Annotated in this window: 13 protein-coding genes; all 13 read right to left on the bottom strand. The window is 73.1% G+C overall.

The features are described 5' to 3' along the window. Positions 1–166: 166 nt before the first annotated feature. The 13 genes from araA to OGL89_RS05330 all read right to left on the bottom strand — a co-directional run bounded on the left by araA (position 167) and on the right by OGL89_RS05330 (position 17,699). Positions 167–1,729 (bottom strand): L-arabinose isomerase, encoded by a 1,563-nt coding sequence (gene araA, locus OGL89_RS05390; RefSeq protein ID WP_263118873.1) that lies wholly within the window; start codon positions 1,727–1,729, stop codon positions 167–169. Between the two features lie 11 nt (positions 1,730–1,740). Further along, entirely contained in the window at positions 1,741–2,448 is a 708-nt protein-coding gene (locus OGL89_RS05385; protein WP_263118872.1) for an L-ribulose-5-phosphate 4-epimerase, read from the bottom strand. A 22-nt stretch (positions 2,449–2,470) separates the two neighbouring features. Continuing rightward, complete coding sequence (locus OGL89_RS05380) at positions 2,471–4,009, bottom strand: FGGY-family carbohydrate kinase (protein WP_263118871.1); 1,539 nt, start codon at positions 4,007–4,009, stop codon at positions 2,471–2,473. A gap of 587 nt (positions 4,010–4,596) precedes the next feature. After that, positions 4,597–5,613 (bottom strand): LacI family DNA-binding transcriptional regulator, encoded by a 1,017-nt coding sequence (locus tag OGL89_RS05375; RefSeq protein ID WP_263118870.1) that lies wholly within the window; start codon positions 5,611–5,613, stop codon positions 4,597–4,599. A gap of 7 nt (positions 5,614–5,620) precedes the next feature. Further along, on the bottom strand, positions 5,621–6,463 hold the full coding sequence (proC, locus tag OGL89_RS05370; protein WP_263118869.1) for a pyrroline-5-carboxylate reductase: 843 nt from the start codon (positions 6,461–6,463) through the stop codon (positions 5,621–5,623). A gap of 291 nt (positions 6,464–6,754) precedes the next feature. Continuing rightward, complete coding sequence (locus tag OGL89_RS05365; RefSeq protein ID WP_263118868.1) at positions 6,755–8,980, bottom strand: HlyD family efflux transporter periplasmic adaptor subunit; 2,226 nt, start codon at positions 8,978–8,980, stop codon at positions 6,755–6,757. Then, positions 8,973–9,872: a DUF5666 domain-containing protein gene (locus OGL89_RS05360; protein WP_263118867.1), complete on the bottom strand. Its 900-nt coding sequence runs from the start codon at positions 9,870–9,872 to the stop codon at positions 8,973–8,975. Before OGL89_RS05360 ends, OGL89_RS05365 begins: the two co-directional genes overlap by 8 nt. A gap of 23 nt (positions 9,873–9,895) precedes the next feature. After that, positions 9,896–11,128, bottom strand: coding sequence for an ABC transporter permease (locus tag OGL89_RS05355; protein WP_263118866.1), 1,233 nt, complete (start codon positions 11,126–11,128; stop codon positions 9,896–9,898). Next, a complete protein-coding gene (locus OGL89_RS05350; protein WP_276582037.1) occupies positions 11,125–11,862 on the bottom strand; it encodes an ABC transporter ATP-binding protein in 738 nt (245 codons plus the stop codon). The genes OGL89_RS05355 and OGL89_RS05350 overlap by 4 nt, the downstream gene beginning before the upstream one ends. Continuing rightward, positions 11,855–13,096, bottom strand: a complete 1,242-nt coding sequence (locus OGL89_RS05345) for a biotin/lipoyl-binding protein (protein ID WP_263118865.1) — start codon at positions 13,094–13,096, stop codon at positions 11,855–11,857. The genes OGL89_RS05350 and OGL89_RS05345 overlap by 8 nt, the downstream gene beginning before the upstream one ends. A gap of 163 nt (positions 13,097–13,259) precedes the next feature. Further along, positions 13,260–14,792 carry a methyltransferase gene (locus OGL89_RS05340; protein WP_263118864.1) on the bottom strand — a complete coding sequence of 511 codons (1,533 nt, stop codon included), beginning with the start codon at positions 14,790–14,792 and terminating at the stop codon, positions 13,260–13,262. A gap of 239 nt (positions 14,793–15,031) precedes the next feature. Beyond that, positions 15,032–16,123, bottom strand: a complete 1,092-nt coding sequence (locus tag OGL89_RS05335; RefSeq protein ID WP_263118863.1) for a succinylglutamate desuccinylase/aspartoacylase family protein — start codon at positions 16,121–16,123, stop codon at positions 15,032–15,034. Positions 16,124–16,256: 133 nt separating this feature from the next. After that, entirely contained in the window at positions 16,257–17,699 is a 1,443-nt protein-coding gene (locus OGL89_RS05330; protein ID WP_263118862.1) for a hypothetical protein, read from the bottom strand. Positions 17,700–17,703 lie beyond the last annotated feature (4 nt).

The following is a 17,703-nucleotide window of genomic DNA, read 5'->3' as shown; positions in this document are numbered from 1 at the left end:
TAACGCAGGTCAGAAGCGTGCGTGACCTGCAGGTCCGGAGGTCTCGGATGCGATGCTCACATCCGCCGAGTGGGTGGCTGGGTTCGCTGAACAAACTCAAGAGCCCGAACACACGACGACGCCCGCCCCTCGCGCGGAGGGACGGGCGTCGTCGGGCCGGAGGTGGTCAGAGACCCTGGGCCACCCGGTAGTACACCTGGTTCCAGCGCACCTGGTCGCGGAAGCCACGACGGGTGGTGTGCTCGTCGATCACCAGCAGCTCGGTCCCCGCGATGTCCGCGAAGATCTCGAAGGCGTCGATGCCCGCGGCGGTCGACATCACGGTGTGGTGCGCGCCGCCCGCGGTCAGCCAGGCCTCGGCGGAGGTGGCGAAGTCCGGCCGGGGCTCCCAGACCGCACGGGCCACGGGGAGGTTCGGCAGCGGCTGCGACGGCGGGACCACGTCCACCACGTTGGCGGTCAGCCGGAAGCGGTCGCGCATGTCCGCCATCGACACCACGACGCCCTCCCCCGGGTCGGCGTCGAAGACCATCCGCACCGGGTCCTCCTTGCCGCCGATGCCCAGCGGGTGGATCTCCACCCGCGGCGTGCTGGTGGTCAGCGAGGGGCAGACCTCCAGCATGTGCGCGCCGAGGATCTTCTCCGCGCCCGGGGTCAGGTCGTAGGTGTAGTCCTCCATCAACGAGGCACCGCCGGGCAGCCCCTCGCCCATCACCTTGGCCGCGCGCACCAGGACGGCGGTCTTCCAGTCGCCCTCGGCACCGAAGCCGTAGCCCTTGGACATCAGGCGCTGCACCGCGATGCCGGGCAGCTGGCGCAGGGCGCCCAGGTCCTCGAAGTTGGTGGTGAACGCCCGGGCCCCCAGCGAGGTCAGCAGGGTCTCCAGGGCGACCTCCTGACGCGCGGCGTAGCGCAGGGAGTCGTGCCGCTCCCCGCCCCGGCGCAGCTCGGCGACGACCTCGTACAGGTCCTCGTACTCGGCCACGGTGCGGTCGACCTCGGCGTCGGAGACCGCGTCCACCGCGGCCACCAGGTCGTTCACGCCCCAGGTGTTCACCGAGACGCCGAACCGCAGCTCGGCCTCGGTCTTGTCGCCCTCGGTCACGGCGACGTTGCGCATGTTGTCGCCGAACCGGGCCAGCTTCAGCTCGTGGGTGGCGGCCCAGCCCGCGGCCGCGCGCGACCAGGTGCCGACCCGCTTGGCCACGGCCGGGTTGGTGGCGTGGCCGACCACGGTGGTGCGCGGCACGCCCAGCCGGGTGGCGATGTACGCGTACTCCCGGTCGCCGTGCGCCGCCTGGTTCAGGTTCATGAAGTCCATGTCGATGCTGTCCCAGGGCAGCTCGACCCCGGCCTGGGTGTGCAGGTGCAGCAGCGGCTTGCGCAGGGCGTCCAGCCCGGCGATCCACATCTTGGCCGGGCTGAAGGTGTGCATCCAGGTGATCACACCGAGCACCCGGTCGTCGGCGTTCGCGTCCAGGACGGCCCGGCGGATGCTGCCGGAGTCCTTGAGCACCGGCTTCCAGACGATCCGCACCGGCACGTCGGCGGCCTCGTCGAGGGTGCGGGCGACCTGCTGGGACTGCTCGGCGACCTGGCGCAGGGTGTCCTCGCCGTAGAGGTCCTGCGATCCGGTGAGGAACCAGACCTCACGGTCGGCGTAGTGCTTGGTCCTCGGGGTCCCCGCGAAAGCGGGAGCGGAGCGAGTGGTTTCGTGGGGTGAGGTCATGTGCTGGCTCCTTAGCGGCCGTAGACGTTCTGGTAGCGGTCGAACAGCGAGTCGACCTTGTCCTGCGGGATCGGCAGCGGGTCACCGAGCTGCCGGGAGATGTGGACCGTCCGGGCGACCTCCTCGACCATGACGGCGGCCTTGACCGCGGCCTTGGCGTCCTGGCCGATGGTGAACGGGCCGTGGTTCTGCATCAGCACCGCGGGGCTGCGGGACTCCCGCAGCGTGTCGACGATGCCGCGGCCGATCGAGTCGTCGCCGATCAGGGCGAACGGGCCGATCGGGATCGGGCCGCCGAACTCGTCGGCCATCATGGTCAGCACGCACGGCACCGGCTCAGCGCGTGCGGCCCAGGCGGTGGCATAGGTCGAGTGCGTGTGCACGACGCCGCCGACCTCCGGCAGGTGCCGGTAGACGTACGCGTGCGCGGCGGTGTCGCTGGACGGGCTCCGCTCGCCGTCGACCAGGGTGCCGTCCAGGTCGCAGACCACCATCGACTCGGGGGTCAGCTCGTCGTAGGTGACGCCGGAGGGCTTGATCACCAGCAGGTCGCGCTCGGAGGGACCGTGCTCCGGATCGACGACCACCCGCTGGGAGACGTTGCCGGCGGTCCAGACGACCAGGCCCCAGCGGGGCAGTTCGGCGTGCAGGCGGGCGACGACCTCGCGGGTGGCGGCGACCGCCTCGCGGACGTGCTCGGGGTAGTCGGTGAGGGGCATGGATCCTCCAGGGGTGCGTCGGTCAGATCGCGTCGGCGGCGGCCCGCTCGGCGGCGAGCCCGGCGCGGTAACGGTCGAGGTAGGTGGCGTAGCCCGCGACGTCCGCGGGGTCCGGGTCGGTGACGTCCAGGCGCGCGTCGCCGAACACCCGGTGGGTCAGGTAGTCGTCGAGGGAGGCGCCGTCGGCCTGGCCCTGGAACGCGGCGAGCACCGCGATGCCCCAGGCCCCGCCCTCCGCGGCGGTCTCCCCCACGGCGACCGGCGCCCCGATCGCGGCGGCGAGGAGTCGCTGGGCCACCCCGGCGGTCCGGAACAGGCCGCCGTGCGCGAACATGCTGTCGATCGCCACGCCCTCGCCGGCCAGCACCTGCATGCCGAGGCTGAGCGTCCCGAAGACCCCGGCGATCTGGGTCCGGGCGAAGTTCGGCAGGTCGAGGGTGCTGTCCGGGGTGCGCACCACCATCGGACGGCCCTCGGTCAGCCCGGCGATCGGCTCTCCGGACAGGTGGTTGTAGGCGATCAGGCCACCGCCGTCGGGGGCGCCGTCCAGTGCCGCGCGGAACAGGACGCCGTAGACCTCGTCCGGCTGCATCGGGTGCCCGGCGGCCGCGGCGAACTGGCCGAAGACCTCCGCCCAGGCACCGAGCTCGCTGGCGCCGTTGTTGCAGTGCACCATCGCGACCAGGTCGCCCGCGGGGGTGGTCACCAGATCGAGCTCGTGGTGCACCTGGGCGAGCGGCTGCTCCAGGACCACCATCGCGAAGATGCTGGTGCCCGCGCTGACGTTGCCGGTGCGCGGCGCGACCGAGTTCGTGGCGACCATGCCGGTCCCCGCGTCACCCTCCGGCGGAGCCAGCGGGGTGCCGGCGGTCAGGGTGCCGCTCGGGTCGAGCAGGGCGGCGCCCTCGGCGGTCAGCGTGCCGGCGTCCGCACCGGCGACCAGCACCCGCGGGAACAGCGCGGTGACGTCCGGGCCGGGATAGGCGGCGACCATCGTCGCGTCGTAGTCGTGGGTGGCCGGGTCGATCGGGAACATGCCGGACGCGTCGCCGACCCCGAGCACCTTCTGCCCGGTGAGCTGCCAGTGCACGTACCCCGCGAGCGTCGTAACGAAGTCCAGCTCTGGCACGTGCGGCTCATGGTCCAGCACGGCCTGGTGCAGGTGGGCGATGGACCAGCGCAGCGGGATGTTGGTGCCGAACAGCTCGGTGAGCTCGGCGGAGGCGGCGCCGGTGTTCGTGTTGCGCCAGGTGCGGAACGGCACCAGCAGCCGGTCCTCGGCGTCGAAGGCCAGGTAGCCGTGCATCATCGCGGAGATGCCCAGCCCGGAGATCCCGGTCACCGGGACGCCCTTGTCGGCCGCGTCGGCGAGCAGGTCGGCGACCGCCGCACGCAGCCCGGACCAGACGTCGTCCAGCGAGTAGGTCCACAGCCGATCGACGAACTGGTTCTCCCAGGCGTGCGAGCCGGTGGCCAGCGGCGTGTGGTCGGCCCCGATCAGACAGGCCTTGATCCGGGTGGAGCCGAGCTCGATGCCCAGCCAGGTGGTGTCCTGCGCCATCGCCGATTCCTCCATCGGTTCGGGGCCCGTGCCGAGGGGTCGGCGGGCGGCGGTCACCGACGGACGTCAGCGGCCTGTGCTGATGTTAGCGCTCACATAGCGCTCCCGTCGAGGCCGGACACGGCGGCGGTCCCCGTCCCCGGCGACCGCGCAGGCCAGCGCCGGTGCGCGCCACGGGGTGAGCCTGGGCGGACCGTGGGTCGGGGCCGGTGCGAGCCGCGGGCGCCGGGCCACACGAGCCATGGGCGCCGGGCCACACGAGCCCCGGACGCCCGGCCGCACGACCCCCGGCGCAGGGCCACGTGATCCCCGGGCGCTGGGCACACGACCCCCGGCCCCGGGCCACGTGATCCCCGGGCGCCCGGCCGCACGACCCCCGGCGCAGGGCCACGTGATCCCTGGGCGCTGGGCCACGTGATCCCGGCGCCCGGCCACACGACCCGCAGGCGAGGTCGGCAGTTCGCGCCGGACACGCGGGGCGACACGCCAGGAGGCCGGGGCGAGATGCCGATCTCGCGAGAACGTCGCGGAGCGCGGCCGGAGTGCGGGTGCGGGGTTCGGGTTGGGGTGGGTCAGAAACCCTGCGGTCAGTGCGGGGCGGCGGTGCTGGCGCGCAGGACGACCGTCGCCGAGAGCGAGACGTCGGCGGCAGGCTCCCCGGCCAGCGACCGCACCAGCGCGTCGACGGCGGCGCGGCCGAGCGCGGCGAAGTCCTGGCGCACCGTGGTCAGCGGCGGGGTGTAGAAACCGGCACCGACCTCGTCGTCGAACCCGGTGACCGAGAGACGACCGGGCACGTCGATGCCGTGCTCCCAGCAGGCGCGCAGCACGCCCAGCGCCAGCTGGTCGTTGGCGGCCAGGATCGCGGAGGGCAGACCGTCGGCGATCAGCTGCTGGGCGGCCCGGTACCCGGCGTCCGCCGACCAGTCGCAGCGGACCGGTTCGCGGGTGTCCAGGCCCGCGGCGGCGCACTCCTCCTGCCAGCCGGCCAACCGGTCGCGGGCGTCGAACCAGTCCTGCGGACCGGCCAGGTGCACGATGTCCCGGTGTCCGAGCCCGACCAGGTGCCGGACCAGATCCCTGGCCCCAGCCCGCTGGTCGACCCCGACGCTGACCAGACCGTCGGCGGACGAGCGGCCACCACCGGAGGTCACCATCACGGTGGGCACCGGAGCGGCGAACGCGGTGACCGCCTCTGCCACGTCGACCTGAGGGGCGATGATGGCGACCCCCTCCACGCCCTGGTCCATGAAGTGGTCGAGGGCGGAGTGCAGGGTGTCCGACTCGAACCGGTCGACCGCGGCGACCGAGACGTAGTAGCCGACCTCGCGGGCGGCGCGCTCGACCTCCAGCAGGGTGCTGGCCGGTCCGTGGTGCCCGGTGGCAGTGGTCAGCACGCCGAACGCGCCGGAGCGCCGGGTGACCAGGGCACGGGCGGCGCTGTTCCGGCGGTAGCCCAGCTCGGCGATGGCCGCCAGCACCCGGTCCCGGGTCTCGGGCCGGACGCTCGGGTGGTCGTTCAGCACCCGGGACACCGTCTGGTGCGACACCCCGGCCCGCGCGGCGACGTCACTCATCGCGGGCGGGCGGGGGTGATCGGTCATGACGGGCTCAGTCCCTCGGGGCGCGGGCGGCCTCGCCCAGCTCACGGGAGCGGTCGTGAGCGGCCCGGGCGGCGGCGACCACTCCGGCCCGCACCCCGTGCGCGTCCAGCTGTGCCACTCCGGCGACGGTGGTGCCGCCCGGCGAGGACACCCGCTCGCGGAGCACCACCGGGTGATCGCCGGTCTGGGCGGCCAGGGTCGCGGAGCCCTCGACGGTGGCGACCGCCAGTCGGGTGGCCAGGTCGCGGCCGAGGCCGAGCAGCACCCCGGCCTCGGCCATCGCGTCGATCAGGTAGAACGCGTACGCCGGACCCGATCCGGAGATCGCGGTGACCGCGTCCAGGTCCTTCTCCTGCACCCGGACCACCAGGCCGGTGGCGGCCAGGGCGCGCTCGGCGAGGTCCAGGTGCTCGTCGGTGGCATGGGAACCGGGGGCGATCGCGGACGCGCCCTTGCCGACCAGCGCCGGGGTGTTCGGCATGACCCGGACCACGGGGGTGCCCTCGGGCAGCGCCTGCTCGTAGACCGACAGCGGGATCCCGGCGGCGACCGACACGATCAGGGTGCCGGGCCGCACGGAGTCCGCGATCTCGGCGAGCAGCTCGGGGACGACCTGCGGCTTGACCGCGATCAGCACCAGACCGGCGGAGCGGACCGTCTTGGGGTTCGGGTCGGCGGACCGGACGCCGTAGCGGCTGGACAGCTCGTTGGCCCGGATCGCACTGCGCTCGGTGACCGCCACGTCGTCCATGTCCCATCCGGCGGTGAGCAGGGCGGAGACCAGGGCCTCGCCCATCACGCCGCCGCCGAGCACGGCGGCCCGGGGCTGTCCGGTGGTGTTCTGGGTCATGCGGGGAACCTCCGAGTGCTGCGGTCCGATCAGCCGGAGCCTATCCGTCACCCGCGCAGCCGGTGCCCCGCTCCCCGTCCCCAACTCTGGCCGACCTCCACCCGCGCGCCGCCCGTGGCGCCGAGAAGCCACGAACCGTCGCTCGCCGGGCGAAATGTCCGACGCTTCGTGGCCTCTCGGTGACGCAACCGCCCTGAGTGCGCGTGCGGGGATTGCGCGGGCACGTGTTGCGCGGGCGGGAGTGCGCGGGCCGGGGCGGGGCGCCTCCGCGTCCGCCCCGGCGCGCGGGGGTCACTGTCCGGGTGCACCGCCCGGCATCTGGCCGCCGGAGAACGACCCCATGTCGGGCGGGGTGAAGCTGCCCGAGTCCGAGGAGTCGGAGGAGGACGAGCCCAGGCCGGTCAGTCCGGTGGACTCCTCCTCGTCGTCATCGGTGGACAGCGACTGGCCGAGATCGGCGAGCACGACCTCGTCGCCCTCGGACAGGCCGTCGGTGATCTCGGTGAGCTCGGAGCCGACTGCCCCGCGCTCGACCTCGACCTCCTCCACACTGCCGTCGCGCAGGACCTGCACGGTGGCGGTGCTGCCGTCCAGGTGTACGGCGGAGGACGGGACGGTCAGGGTGTCGTCGGCAGCGGCCACCGCGATCGAGACCTGGGCGGACGAGCCGTTGAACAGCGTCACGTCCGGGGAGTCGACCGCGATCTCGACCGTGTAGGCCGGGTCGGAGGAGCTGGAGGAGTTCAGCACCCCGATCGAGCTGACCGTGCCGGTGAGCGTGTCGTCCTGCGAGGTCACCGAGATGCTGGCCTCCTGCCCGACCTCGACCAGATCCACCTGGCTGAGCGACACGGTGGTCGAGACCAGGTAGCCGTCGTCGCCGATGATCGTGATCACCGCGGAGCTGGACGAGGCCTCGACCTCGTCGCCGACCGCGATGGACACCGCTGCGACCGTGCCGCTCACCGGGCTGGTGAGGTCGACCAGGTCCAGCTTGCTCTGGGCCAGCGCGAGGTCGGCGTTCGCCAGGTCGATCGCGGCCTGGTCGGCGAGCAGGTCCGCGGCGGTGGCGGTGGTCGAGCCACCGGTGCTGCCCGAGCCGGACATGCTGGAGCCGGACGAGCCGCTGCCGGAGCTGCCGGCTGACGATCCGCCGGAGGTGTCGCTGGAACCGGTGGCGGCCGACGCGGAATCGGTGCCGCCGGTGGCCGGGGTCGAGGTGCCCGAGTCGGTCGACGTGGACGGGGTGGTCGACGTACCCGAGTCGGTCGACGTGTCCGGGGTGGAGCCCGCATCAGTGGAGCCCGCGTCGGAGGACGCCGCGTCGGTGAGCGCCTGCTGGGCGGTGGCGACCGCCGCGTTCAGGGTGTCCGCGGCGGTGGTGAGGGCCTGCTGGGCCTCGTCGACGGCGGTCTGCGCGGTGAGCACGTCGGTGATCGCCTGCTGGCACGCGGCCAGGTCGTCCGCGGTCGTGGTGTCGGTGGTGTCGGTGGAGACCGCGGCGACCAGCGAGACGGTGGTGCCGGTGCCGGTGAGAGACGCGGCCGGGGTGGCCGTGGCGTCCTCGGTGGTGCCGTCGTCGGTCGATCCCGTACCGGTCGACCCCGAGTCCGTCGAACCGGAGTCGGTCCCCGAGTCGGTCGACCCGGAGTCCGTCGAACCGGAGTCCGTCCCGGTGCCCGGGTCCGTCGAGCCCGAGTCCGCCCCGGTGTCCGCGGTCGCGTCCAGGAACGGCTGGCAGAGGGTGGACGAGTCGGTGACCGCGGTGCTGGACGTCGCCAGCGCCGCCTGCGCGGTCTGGTACTGGGCCAGCAGAGCCTCCTGGGCGGCGGTGACGGCGGTGATCGCCTCGGTGACGGCGGGGTCTGTCGTGTCGCCGCCGGTACCGCCCTGACCGGTGCCGGTCCCGGTCCCGGAGCCGGTGTCCGTGCCCGAGGCCTCGCCGGAGCCGGTGCCGGACCCCGTCCCGGCGTCGGATCCACCGCCCGTGCCGGACTCGGTGCCGGTGGTCGGCGCGGACGAGCCGGAGGAGGTCGACGTCGAGGACGAGGACGACGAGCTGGACGAGCTGCTGGAGGAGGTCTGGGAGTCCTTGTCGTCCGCGAGCTTCTGCTCGGCGTCGGCGACCACCTGTTCGGCGTCGTCCACCGCCTCCTGCAGCGAGGTGACGTCCAGCGAGGCGATCACCTGTCCGGCGGTCACCGTGTCACCCACCGCGACGTCGACCGAGCCGACGGTGCCGGCGACCGAGAACGACCGGTCCAGCAGGGTGGCGGAGGAGACAGTGCCGGTGGCGTCGATGGTCTGGTCCACCCCGTCCACCGCGGCGATGGCCGTGGTGTACCCGGAGTTGCCGGAGCGGGAGGCGAGCGCGACTCCCCCACCGAGCAGGCAGAGCACCAGCGCCCCGGCCACGCCGCCGGTCACCAGGCGGCGGCGACGGAGCACCCGGCGACGTGCGGACGACGAGCGCGGCCCGGTCGGGGCGGCGCGGTGCCGGCGCAGCAGGTCACGCATCGGAGTCCTCCGAGCCCTGCGGGCGGCCGCCGCCGAAGCCGGTGGAGCAGCTGCCGTCGGTGGCGTCGGACAGGGTCAGGCTGGTCGCGGCCATCTGGCCGGAGTCGTCCTGCTCGCCCTGGGCCACCACGCACCGGCCGACGGTGATCGCGGTGGAGTCGGCGTCGGCGCTGGTGGTGTAGGTGGTCGAGTCGCCGACGGTGACCGTGGTCGACTCGGTGGTGGACTCGGTGGAGTCGTCGCCGGGCTGGCCCATCGACACCGCGTCCACGGTGATGCTGGTGCCGTCGACCGCGGTGACCAGGCCGGAGGTGACCTGGCCGAAGCCGCCGCCCGATCCGCCGCCCTCGGGCATGTCGGTGGGCGCGCCGTCCGGCATCTCACCGTCCTCGGGCATCCCGGTCGGCATGTCGGCGGGGGCCTCGCCGGAGTCGGCGCCGTCACCGCTGGGCATGCCGCCACCGCCGACCATGCCGCCGCCGAACCCGCCGGTGCACTCGCCGTCGACCGGCTGGCTGATCGCGATGCTGGTCGCGAGGTCGTCGTCGCCGACCACCGCGGTGACGCAGACGCCGACCGTGATATCGGTCAGGGCCGCGGAGACGGTCTGGGTGATGCTGGTGCTGTCATCCCAGGTGACGGCGGTCTGGCCGTCGTCGCCCTGGACCTGCATCAGCGCGTCGGAGACCGCGGCGATCTCGCCCGAGACGCCACCACCGCCCATCTGGTCACCGCCGGCGGGCTGGGCGTTGGAGCTGCTGTCGCTGTCGGAGGTGGCGACCGAGCTGCTGTCGTCCGAGCTGGACGAACACGCCGCGAGCAGCACCAGGACGGAGGCCGCGGCGGGCAGTGCGAGCAGGGTGCGGGAACGGGTGGTGAGCGTGCGGGACATGGTTCTCCTCAGGTGGGGCGCGGTCACTCGGACCGCAGGGCGTCGATGGGCGCGAGCTTGGCCGCGCGGGTGGCGGGGTAGACCCCGAAGACGATCCCGATCGCGATGGCGACGGCCACCGAGCCGCCGACCGCCGCACCGGAGATCACGATCGAGGTGCCCAGTGCCGACGGGAGCGTGTAGGCGCCGATGATGCCGAGCGCCGCGCCGAGCAGACCGCCGGCCAGGCCGAGCACGGCCGCCTCGACCAGGAACTGGCGCCGGATCGCCCACGGCGGTGCGCCGAGGGCCTTGCGCAGACCGATCTCCCGGGTCCGCTCGGTGACCGAGACCAGCATGATGTTCATGACCCCGATGCCGCCGACCAGCAGGGACAGCGCCGCGATGCCGGTGAGCAGCACGGTCAGCGTCTGGTAGACGGAGGTCGCGGTGCTGACCAGCGAGTCCTGGGAGTCGATGGTGAAGTCCGCGGAGTCCGCGTCGGTGATGCCGTGCAGGTTGAGCAACAGGGTCTGCGACTCCTGGTACGCCGCTGACAGCTGATCCGCCGACGCCGCCTGGATGTAAACGGTGCTCAGGGCGTTGCGGTCCAGCCCGCCGGAGACGGTGTTGGCCGCTGTGGTGAGCGGCACCACCACGATGTCGTCCAGGTCGGAGTCGGTGCTCGACCCGGCCGAGCTCAGCACCCCGACGATCTGGAAGGACGTGTCCGCGATGGTCAGCGACTGGCCGACCACGTTGGTGGTGCCGAACAGCTCGGTGGCGGTGGTCTGTCCGATCACCGCGACCAGGGCGCCGCTGTCGTCGTCGTCCTGCGTGAAGAACTCGCCGGAGGTGACGCTGCGGGAGCGGACGTCCAGCCAGTCGACGGTGGTGCCGACCACGGTGGTGGTCCAGTTGGTGTCGTTCGCCTCGACCGAGGTGGACGACTCCTTCTCCGGCGCCACCGCGCCGACGTCCGGCGTGTTCACCGAGGACGCGAGCGCCTCGGCGTCCGACCGGGTCAGGGTGGCCGCGGTGCCGAAGCCGCCGCGCAGGCCGTCGGAATCGGTGCTCGACCCGGGCGTGACGATCAGCAGATTGGAGCCCAGCGAGCTGATCTGCTGGCTCACGTCCTTCTGGGTGCCCAGACCGAGGCCGACGGTGAGGATCACCGCGGCGATGCCGATCAGGATGCCCAGCACGGTGAGCAGCGAGCGCAGCTTGTGCCCGCGCACCGCGGACCAGCTGGTGCGGAAGGTCTCGGCCCAGCTCATCGCGGGTTCACCTCGTCGGACTGGACCAGGCCGTCCTTGACGAACGCGATCCGGCGGGCGCGCTGGGCGACCTCCAGCTCGTGCGTGATCAGCACGATGGTGCGGCCCTGCTCGTGCAGCTCGTCGAACAGCGCGAGCACGTCCTCGGTGGAGACCGAGTCCAGGTTGCCGGTCGGCTCGTCCGCCAGGATCAGGGCCGGCTCGCCGACCAGCGCGCGCGCCACCGCGACCCGCTGCTGCTGACCGCCGGAGAGCTCACCCGGCCGGTTGTCCAGGCGCTCGCCCAGACCGACCCGCTCCAGCGCGGCGACGGCCCGCTCGCGCCGCTCGTGCGCGGGGATGCCGCGGTAGATCAGCGGGAGCTCGACGTTGCGCCAGGCCGACAGCGCGGGCAGCAGGTGGAACTGCTGGAAGACGAAACCGAGACGTCGGTTGCGCACCTCGGCCAGATCGACCTCGTCCAGCTCACCGACATCCTCGCCGGCCAGGTGGTAGCTGCCCTCGGTCAGGACGTCCAGGCAGCCGATGATGTTCATCAGGGTCGACTTGCCGGAACCGGACGGGCCCATGATCGCCACGTACTCGCCGGTGCCGATCCGCAGGTCGATCCCGCGCAGCGCCTCGAACTCGATCGTGCCGGAACGGTAGGTCTTGCGGGCCCCGGCCAGCTCGATCACCGGATCGCCGGGCTCGCCCGACACCAGGGCGCCGGAGTCCAGGAGCAGCTCAGCCATTGCTGCCACCCATCTGACCGCCGCCCATCTGGCCGCCACCGGGCATCTCACCGGAGCTGAAGTCCGGCATCTCGCCCGAACCCATCTCCGGCATCTGGCCCTGCTGGGTGTCGTCGCCGGAGCCGCTGCCGGACCCGGCGCCCGGGGTGAACGTGGTGACCAGCACCTCGTCGCCCTCGGCCAGGCCGTCGGTGATCTCGACCATGGTCCCGGAGGTCTCGCCGACGGTGACCACGGTGCTGACCTGCTCGCCGTCCGCACCCTCCTGCGTGACGACGGACTGGCCGTCCTCCGTGGTCACCGCGGCGCTCGGCACGGCCAGCACGTTCGTCCGCCGCTCGTAGATGATCTCGGCGGTGACGGAGGTGCCGTCGTGCAGTCCCTCGGGGGAGCCGGTGAGCTCGATGGTCACCGGGTAGGCGGCGACGCCGCCGGTGCTGGAGGAGACCAGCCCGATCTCGGAGACCGTGCCGTAGAGCGTCTCGTCCAGGGAGTCGCCGGTCAGCTCGACCTGGTCCCCGACCGCGATCAGCGCGACGTCGGTCTCGTCCACCGTGACGTCCACCGACCACGAGTCGGTGCCGATGATCACGAACTGCGACGTGGAGCTGGTGGTCGTGGTGGAGGTGGTCGAGCCGCCGCCCATCGCGTCCGCGCTCGAGCCGCTGGAGGACCCGGAGGACCCCGACGAGCCGGAGCCGGTGACCGCGTCGCCGACCGCGACGTTCACCTCGGTCAGCAGCCCGGCGACCGGCGCGGTGAGGGTGGCCGCGGCCATGTCCTCCTCCGCCGCGTCGTAGGCGGCCTGCTTGACCTCGACCTGCGCGGTGAGCGAGGCGATCTGCGCGTCGGAGGAGTCCGAGCCGTCCGCGTCGTCCTCGGCGTCGGTCAGGTCGGCCTGCGCGCTGACCAGGTCGCTCTTGGCGGACAGCAGGTCGGCGTTCAGCTGCAGGGTGTCCACGGTGGCCAGCTGCTGCCCCGCGGTGACGGTGTCACCGGCGGCGACGTCCACCGAGGTCACCGTGCCGGAGACCGCGAAGCTCACGTCCTCCTGCACCGCCGGGGTGAGGGTGCCGGTGGCGGACACCGACTGCTCGAAGGTGGTGGTGCTCGCCGTCACGGTCGTGGTGGTGGACCCGGCGTCGGCGGCCGTCGCGGAGTCGTTCCGGAAGCCGAACCAGTACACCCCCGTCCCCGCCACGGCGAGCAGCACGACCACCGCACTCACACTCACGACCCGCACCCACGGCCGGGTTCGCCTCCACAGCGACAGCATGTTCTCCCTCACGACGGTCCGGATGACGCGGGGAGTTCGCACTCGACCCGCGCCGCTGGCCCGACGCTAGGGAGCGGTCCTGGGGTGGCCGTAGCACGACGCTGTGGCCACGCTGTGTGGACTACTCCACGAGCAGCCCGTCCGTGAGCAGCCCGCGCACCTCCGGCAGCACGTCCGCCGCCACCGCGTCCGCGCCGACGCCGAGCAGCGCGGCCAGCGCGCCGACGATCTGCCCCACCGACAGCTCCCCGTCGCAGGCGCCGACGAAGCCGGCCAGCGCCGTGCCGACCTGCACGGTCCTCCCGAAGCCACCGCCCTGGCGGAGCAGCACGATCTGCGGGTCGGTGTCGCCGGGTCGCAGGTAGCGCTCCTCGGTAACGTCCGGCGCGACCCGCAGGTGCCGTGCGGACAGCTCCACGTCGGTGAGCGCGGTCTGCCGGTCGTGAGCGGCGAGGGCGGCGGAGATCACCGGACCGAGCGGCTGCCGGACCGTGCCGGTGACCTCCTCCAAGCGCCGCAGCGTGGTGGTCCGGCCGTCGAGCGGGCGGTGCAGCACCACGATGCCGAAGCCGATCGCCTCGACGTCCCGCTGCGCGAAGTCGTCCAGCCAGGCGCCGTACCGTTCCCGCCAGCCCGCCGGGTCGCGGTCCGGGGAGGTGCCGCCGTCCCGGATCCAGGTCTCGGCGTACTGGGCGGGGTCCTGGCTCTCGCGCTGCACCACCCAGCCGTCCAGCCCGGACTCGTCCAGCCACGCGGCGACCCGCTCGTGCCAGGCCTCCCCGCGACGGACCTCCCAGTTGCCCAGCAGCTGCGCCACACCGCCGGGCGCCAGGACACCGCCGACCCCGGTGATCAGCTCGCGCACGATCGCGTCACCGGTGCGGCCGCCGTCCCGGTACTCGTACTGCGGCACGTCGGCCCGGCCGCGCGGGGTGATCACGAAAGGCGGGTTCGACACCACCAGGTCGAAGAGCTCCCCGGCGACCGGCTCCAGCATGGAACCGGCGCGCAGGTCCAGCTCGGTGCCGGCCAGTGCGGCGTTGAACCGGGCGAAGTCGAGCGCCCGGGCGGAGATGTCGGTGGCGACCACCTGGTCGCTGTGCCGGGCGGCGTGCAGCGCCTGGATGCCGCAGCCGGTGCCCAGGTCCAGGGTCCGGCCGCGCGGGTCGCGCACGGTGACCTGCGCGAGGGTGGTCGAGGCACCGCCGACGCCGAGCACGTGGTCGGTGCGCAGGGCGCCTCCGGTGGCGAGCTCGCCGAGGTCGGAGGCGATCCACCAGTCGACCTGTCCGGCGCCGTCGGCCGCCTCGTAGGGGCGCAGGTCGACCCGGGCGCGCACGGCGTCGGTGTCGGTCTCCACCAGACCGAGACGCACCGCGCCGTCGACGCCGAGCGCGGGCAGGGCGGCGTCCAGGGCGACCCGCGGGACCTCGGTGCCGAGCACGAAGGCGCGCACGAGAGCGGCGCGCGGATCGGAGGCCGCCTCTGTGGCACGCAGGGCGGGCAGCGGCTCCTCCCGGTGCAGGGCGGCCGCGGCCGTCGGCCCGAGCAGGTCCTCCACGCCGTCGACGGTGAAGTCCGCCGCGACGAGGTCGGCGCGCAGGGCCTCGGTCAGCGTGGGGTCGGCGGTCGGGGCGGAGCCATCGGTGTGCACGGGTGCCATTCTCCCGGATCGCCCGCCGACCGCCCCGCGCCGCCCGCACCGCGCCGAGCCGACCGCCCTGCGCTACGCCGAGTTCGGTACGTCGGCGCCGAGTTCGGTCACGCGGGTACCGATTTCAGTGCGGAAGTACCGAACTCACGCGCGAGGGGGCGGCACGCGGGGGCGGGTACCGACCGGAGAGGCGGTGCGGCGGACGCGAGGCGGCGGTGCGGTGCACCGCCGCCGGCCGCTCAGACCGCGATCCGCGACGTGGCGGGGGCGTCCACCCACACCCCGGTGTCCGCCCGGGAGATGATGTAGCCGTAGTCGCCGGGGTTCACCCGGGACAGCCCAGGCCGGGACATCAGGATCGCGGAGCGCTCGTACGGCGCCCGGACCTCCTGGAGCACCTCCATCGAGTGCGGGTCCACGACGGTGCCGAGCAAGGTCCCGCCGTCCACCACGGTGGCGAGCGCCTCGATGCCGACCGCCGGGACGAACAGGCCGCCGTGGTCCATCCGCACCAGGAACCGCTCCCGCATCACCAGCTGCCGATCCGGCAGGATCGGGTCCCCCGGCACCATGCCGAGACCGGTGAGAAAGTTGCGCACCCGCTGCATCGACAGGTCGAGGAAGCCCTCCGGCATGGTGTTGCCACCCTGTTCGGCGACGATGCACAGCTTGCCTCGGCCCCGTACGTACTCGTCCACGGTGCCGGAGTACGGATCCTTGTCGTGCACGAAGACCAGCGGGGTCGCCATCAGGCGGGTGAAGTCCTGCACCCGGCGCTCGGCCTCGGTGCTGTCCCCGCTGACCAGGGTGTAGTCGATGGAGGTGTCACCGCCGCAGTGGTAGTCCAGCACCGCGTCCACGTGGTCGAGCACGAACCGGGCCAGACCGTCGGCGAGCTTCTGACTCACCCATCCGCCCGCGCTGCCCGGGAACACCCGGTTCATGTTGTTCATGTCCGTGTTCCAGCCCTGGCCGGTGGCGCGGGTGTGCGACTCGAAGGCCACCGGGTTGGCCACCGGCACCGCGATCACGGTGCCGGACAGCTCGTCCAGGTCGAGACGCCGGTAGGCCTCGCGGACGATGTGCGAACCGTAGATCGCGTCGCCGTGCACGGCGGCGATCAGGCCCAGCACCGGACCCTCCTGCCGGCCGCGGGCGACGTGCACGGTGATCGCCAGGTTCTCCCCGGAGGCGCGACGCGCGATCGGCACCCGGAAGCTGGCACGGGTGCCGGCAGGGATGTCCAGCACCTGGCCGGGATCGGTGACGTAGGGCGCCCCCGCGTCCCAGTCGAGGACGGTGGGCGGGAACAGGGCGTTGACGGACGACATGGTGGTTCCTTCCGATCGGACGGGCGGATGGGGACGGCCGTGGACGCGACGGATCGAGGCACGACCGGATGACGGCGCGGCGCGCCGTCGGGTTCGAGGGTGTGGGCGTCGGGGGAGTGGGCGGCCGCGCGGCTCAGTCCGCGTACCGCCCCCTCATGTGACGCAGGTACGGATCGGCGTCCAGCGGCCGTCCGGTGGTGCGGGTCAGCAGCTCGGTCATCGGCAGACTGCGCCCGGGCGCGTGCACCTCGCGGCGCAGCCAACCGAGCACCGGGCCGAGGTCGCGGACCGCGATCGCGGCGCCGATGTCCACCCCGTCGGCGGCCTGCGCCTCGGCGAACTGCGCCGAGGCGAGGTTGCCCACCACGTAGGAGGTGAACAGGCCCATGTACCGCCGGCACCAGTGCGGGTCCTGCAACGGCCCCTCCGCCATGTCCCGCGGTTCCCGGCCGAAGTACTCCACGCTGCGGGCGAACCACAGGTCCGGGATGTCGTCGACGGCGAGCGTCCCGGACAACAGCCCCCGCTCGACCTCCCAGCGCAGGAGGATGTGCAGGTTGAACGAGATCTCGTCCGATTCGGTCCGGATCATCGACATCGGGCCGTGCAGGAACAGGTTCCCGATCTCCTCCGCCGAGCAGCCCGGCACTCCTGGCCCCAGGTGCGCGGCGATCAGGTCGGCGAGCACCGGCATCAGATCGCCCCGCCGTCCGACGATGTTCTCCCAGAACTTCGACTGCGACTCGTGCAGATAGGGCATCACCCCGCGGCCCGCGCTGGTGCCCCACAGCTCCGGGTCCACTCCCTGCTCATACAGCGCATGGCCCAGCTCGTGCAGCACCGTCCCGAGGGTGGCCACCACCGGCCGGTCCGCCCGGAACGTGACCCGGACGTCGTTCGGGCCCCCGGGGTTGGTGTACCCGTGCGGGGAGAACGCCAGCGCGCCCCGCTCCAGGTCGAAGCCGACCAGCCGGCAGACGTCGGCGGCGATCGCCAGCAGCGTGTCCGGCGGGACCACCGGCGACTCGGTGACCTCCACCTGCCGGCGGCCCGCGCTCAGCCGGACCAGCTCCGGGCGGAGCCGCGCGAACAGGCTGTCCAGCTCGGCGGTGCCGGGCCCCGGGTCGTAGACGCTGAGCAGCGCGTCGTGCGGGTGCTCGTCGTGACCCAGCGCCTGCGCCACCTCCAGGTTGATCTCCACCATGCGGGCCAGCCACGGGGCGAAGTCCTGCCACCGGTTCTGCTCCCGGGCGGTCCGCCAGGCGCTGTTGGCCCGGATCCCCACCGAGGCGAACGCCTCCTGGGCGGCGGCCGGCCGGCGGCGCTCCCGGTCCAGGTCGCGGCGCGCGGCCGCCAGCCACACCGTGTCCGGGGCCTCGGCCTCGGCCGCGTCGAGCAGTGCGGCGAACTCGTCGGCGGCCAGCCGGTCCCGGATCATCCGCTCCAGCAGCCCGATCTGCCGGGCGCGGTCCTCGGTGGCCGCCGGCGGCATGATCGTCTGCTGATCCAGGAACAGGTGCTCGGACACCCGGCGCAGGTCCTCGGTCTGCGCCAGGTAGTCCCGCGCTGCAGTCACCGCC

Origin of the sequence: Cellulomonas sp. RIT-PI-Y, from assembly GCF_025642745.1 — a bacterium.
Lineage (GTDB): Bacteria > Actinomycetota > Actinomycetes > Actinomycetales > Cellulomonadaceae > Cellulomonas.
Note: the sequence above shows the minus strand (reverse complement) of the source record. Positions and strands in the feature narration are given on the sequence as shown.

What these genes read in the sequence shown, in the direction of transcription:
- OGL89_RS05365 (WP_263118868.1), bottom strand. Translation starts at nt 8,980, where the DNA reads ATGCGTGACCTGCTGCGCCGGCACCGCGCCGCCCCGACCGGGCCGCGC.
- OGL89_RS05380 (WP_263118871.1), bottom strand. Translation starts at nt 4,009, where the DNA reads ATGGCGCAGGACACCACCTGGCTGGGCATCGAGCTCGGCTCCACCCGG.
- OGL89_RS05360 (WP_263118867.1), bottom strand. Translation starts at nt 9,872, where the DNA reads ATGTCCCGCACGCTCACCACCCGTTCCCGCACCCTGCTCGCACTGCCC.
- OGL89_RS05335 (WP_263118863.1), bottom strand. Translation starts at nt 16,123, where the DNA reads ATGTCGTCCGTCAACGCCCTGTTCCCGCCCACCGTCCTCGACTGGGAC.
- OGL89_RS05385 (WP_263118872.1), bottom strand. Translation starts at nt 2,448, where the DNA reads ATGCCCCTCACCGACTACCCCGAGCACGTCCGCGAGGCGGTCGCCGCC.
- araA (WP_263118873.1), bottom strand. Translation starts at nt 1,729, where the DNA reads ATGACCTCACCCCACGAAACCACTCGCTCCGCTCCCGCTTTCGCGGGG.
- OGL89_RS05375 (WP_263118870.1), bottom strand. Translation starts at nt 5,613, where the DNA reads ATGACCGATCACCCCCGCCCGCCCGCGATGAGTGACGTCGCCGCGCGG.
- proC (WP_263118869.1), bottom strand. Translation starts at nt 6,463, where the DNA reads ATGACCCAGAACACCACCGGACAGCCCCGGGCCGCCGTGCTCGGCGGC.
- OGL89_RS05355 (WP_263118866.1), bottom strand. Translation starts at nt 11,128, where the DNA reads ATGAGCTGGGCCGAGACCTTCCGCACCAGCTGGTCCGCGGTGCGCGGG.
- OGL89_RS05350 (WP_276582037.1), bottom strand. Translation starts at nt 11,862, where the DNA reads ATGGCTGAGCTGCTCCTGGACTCCGGCGCCCTGGTGTCGGGCGAGCCC.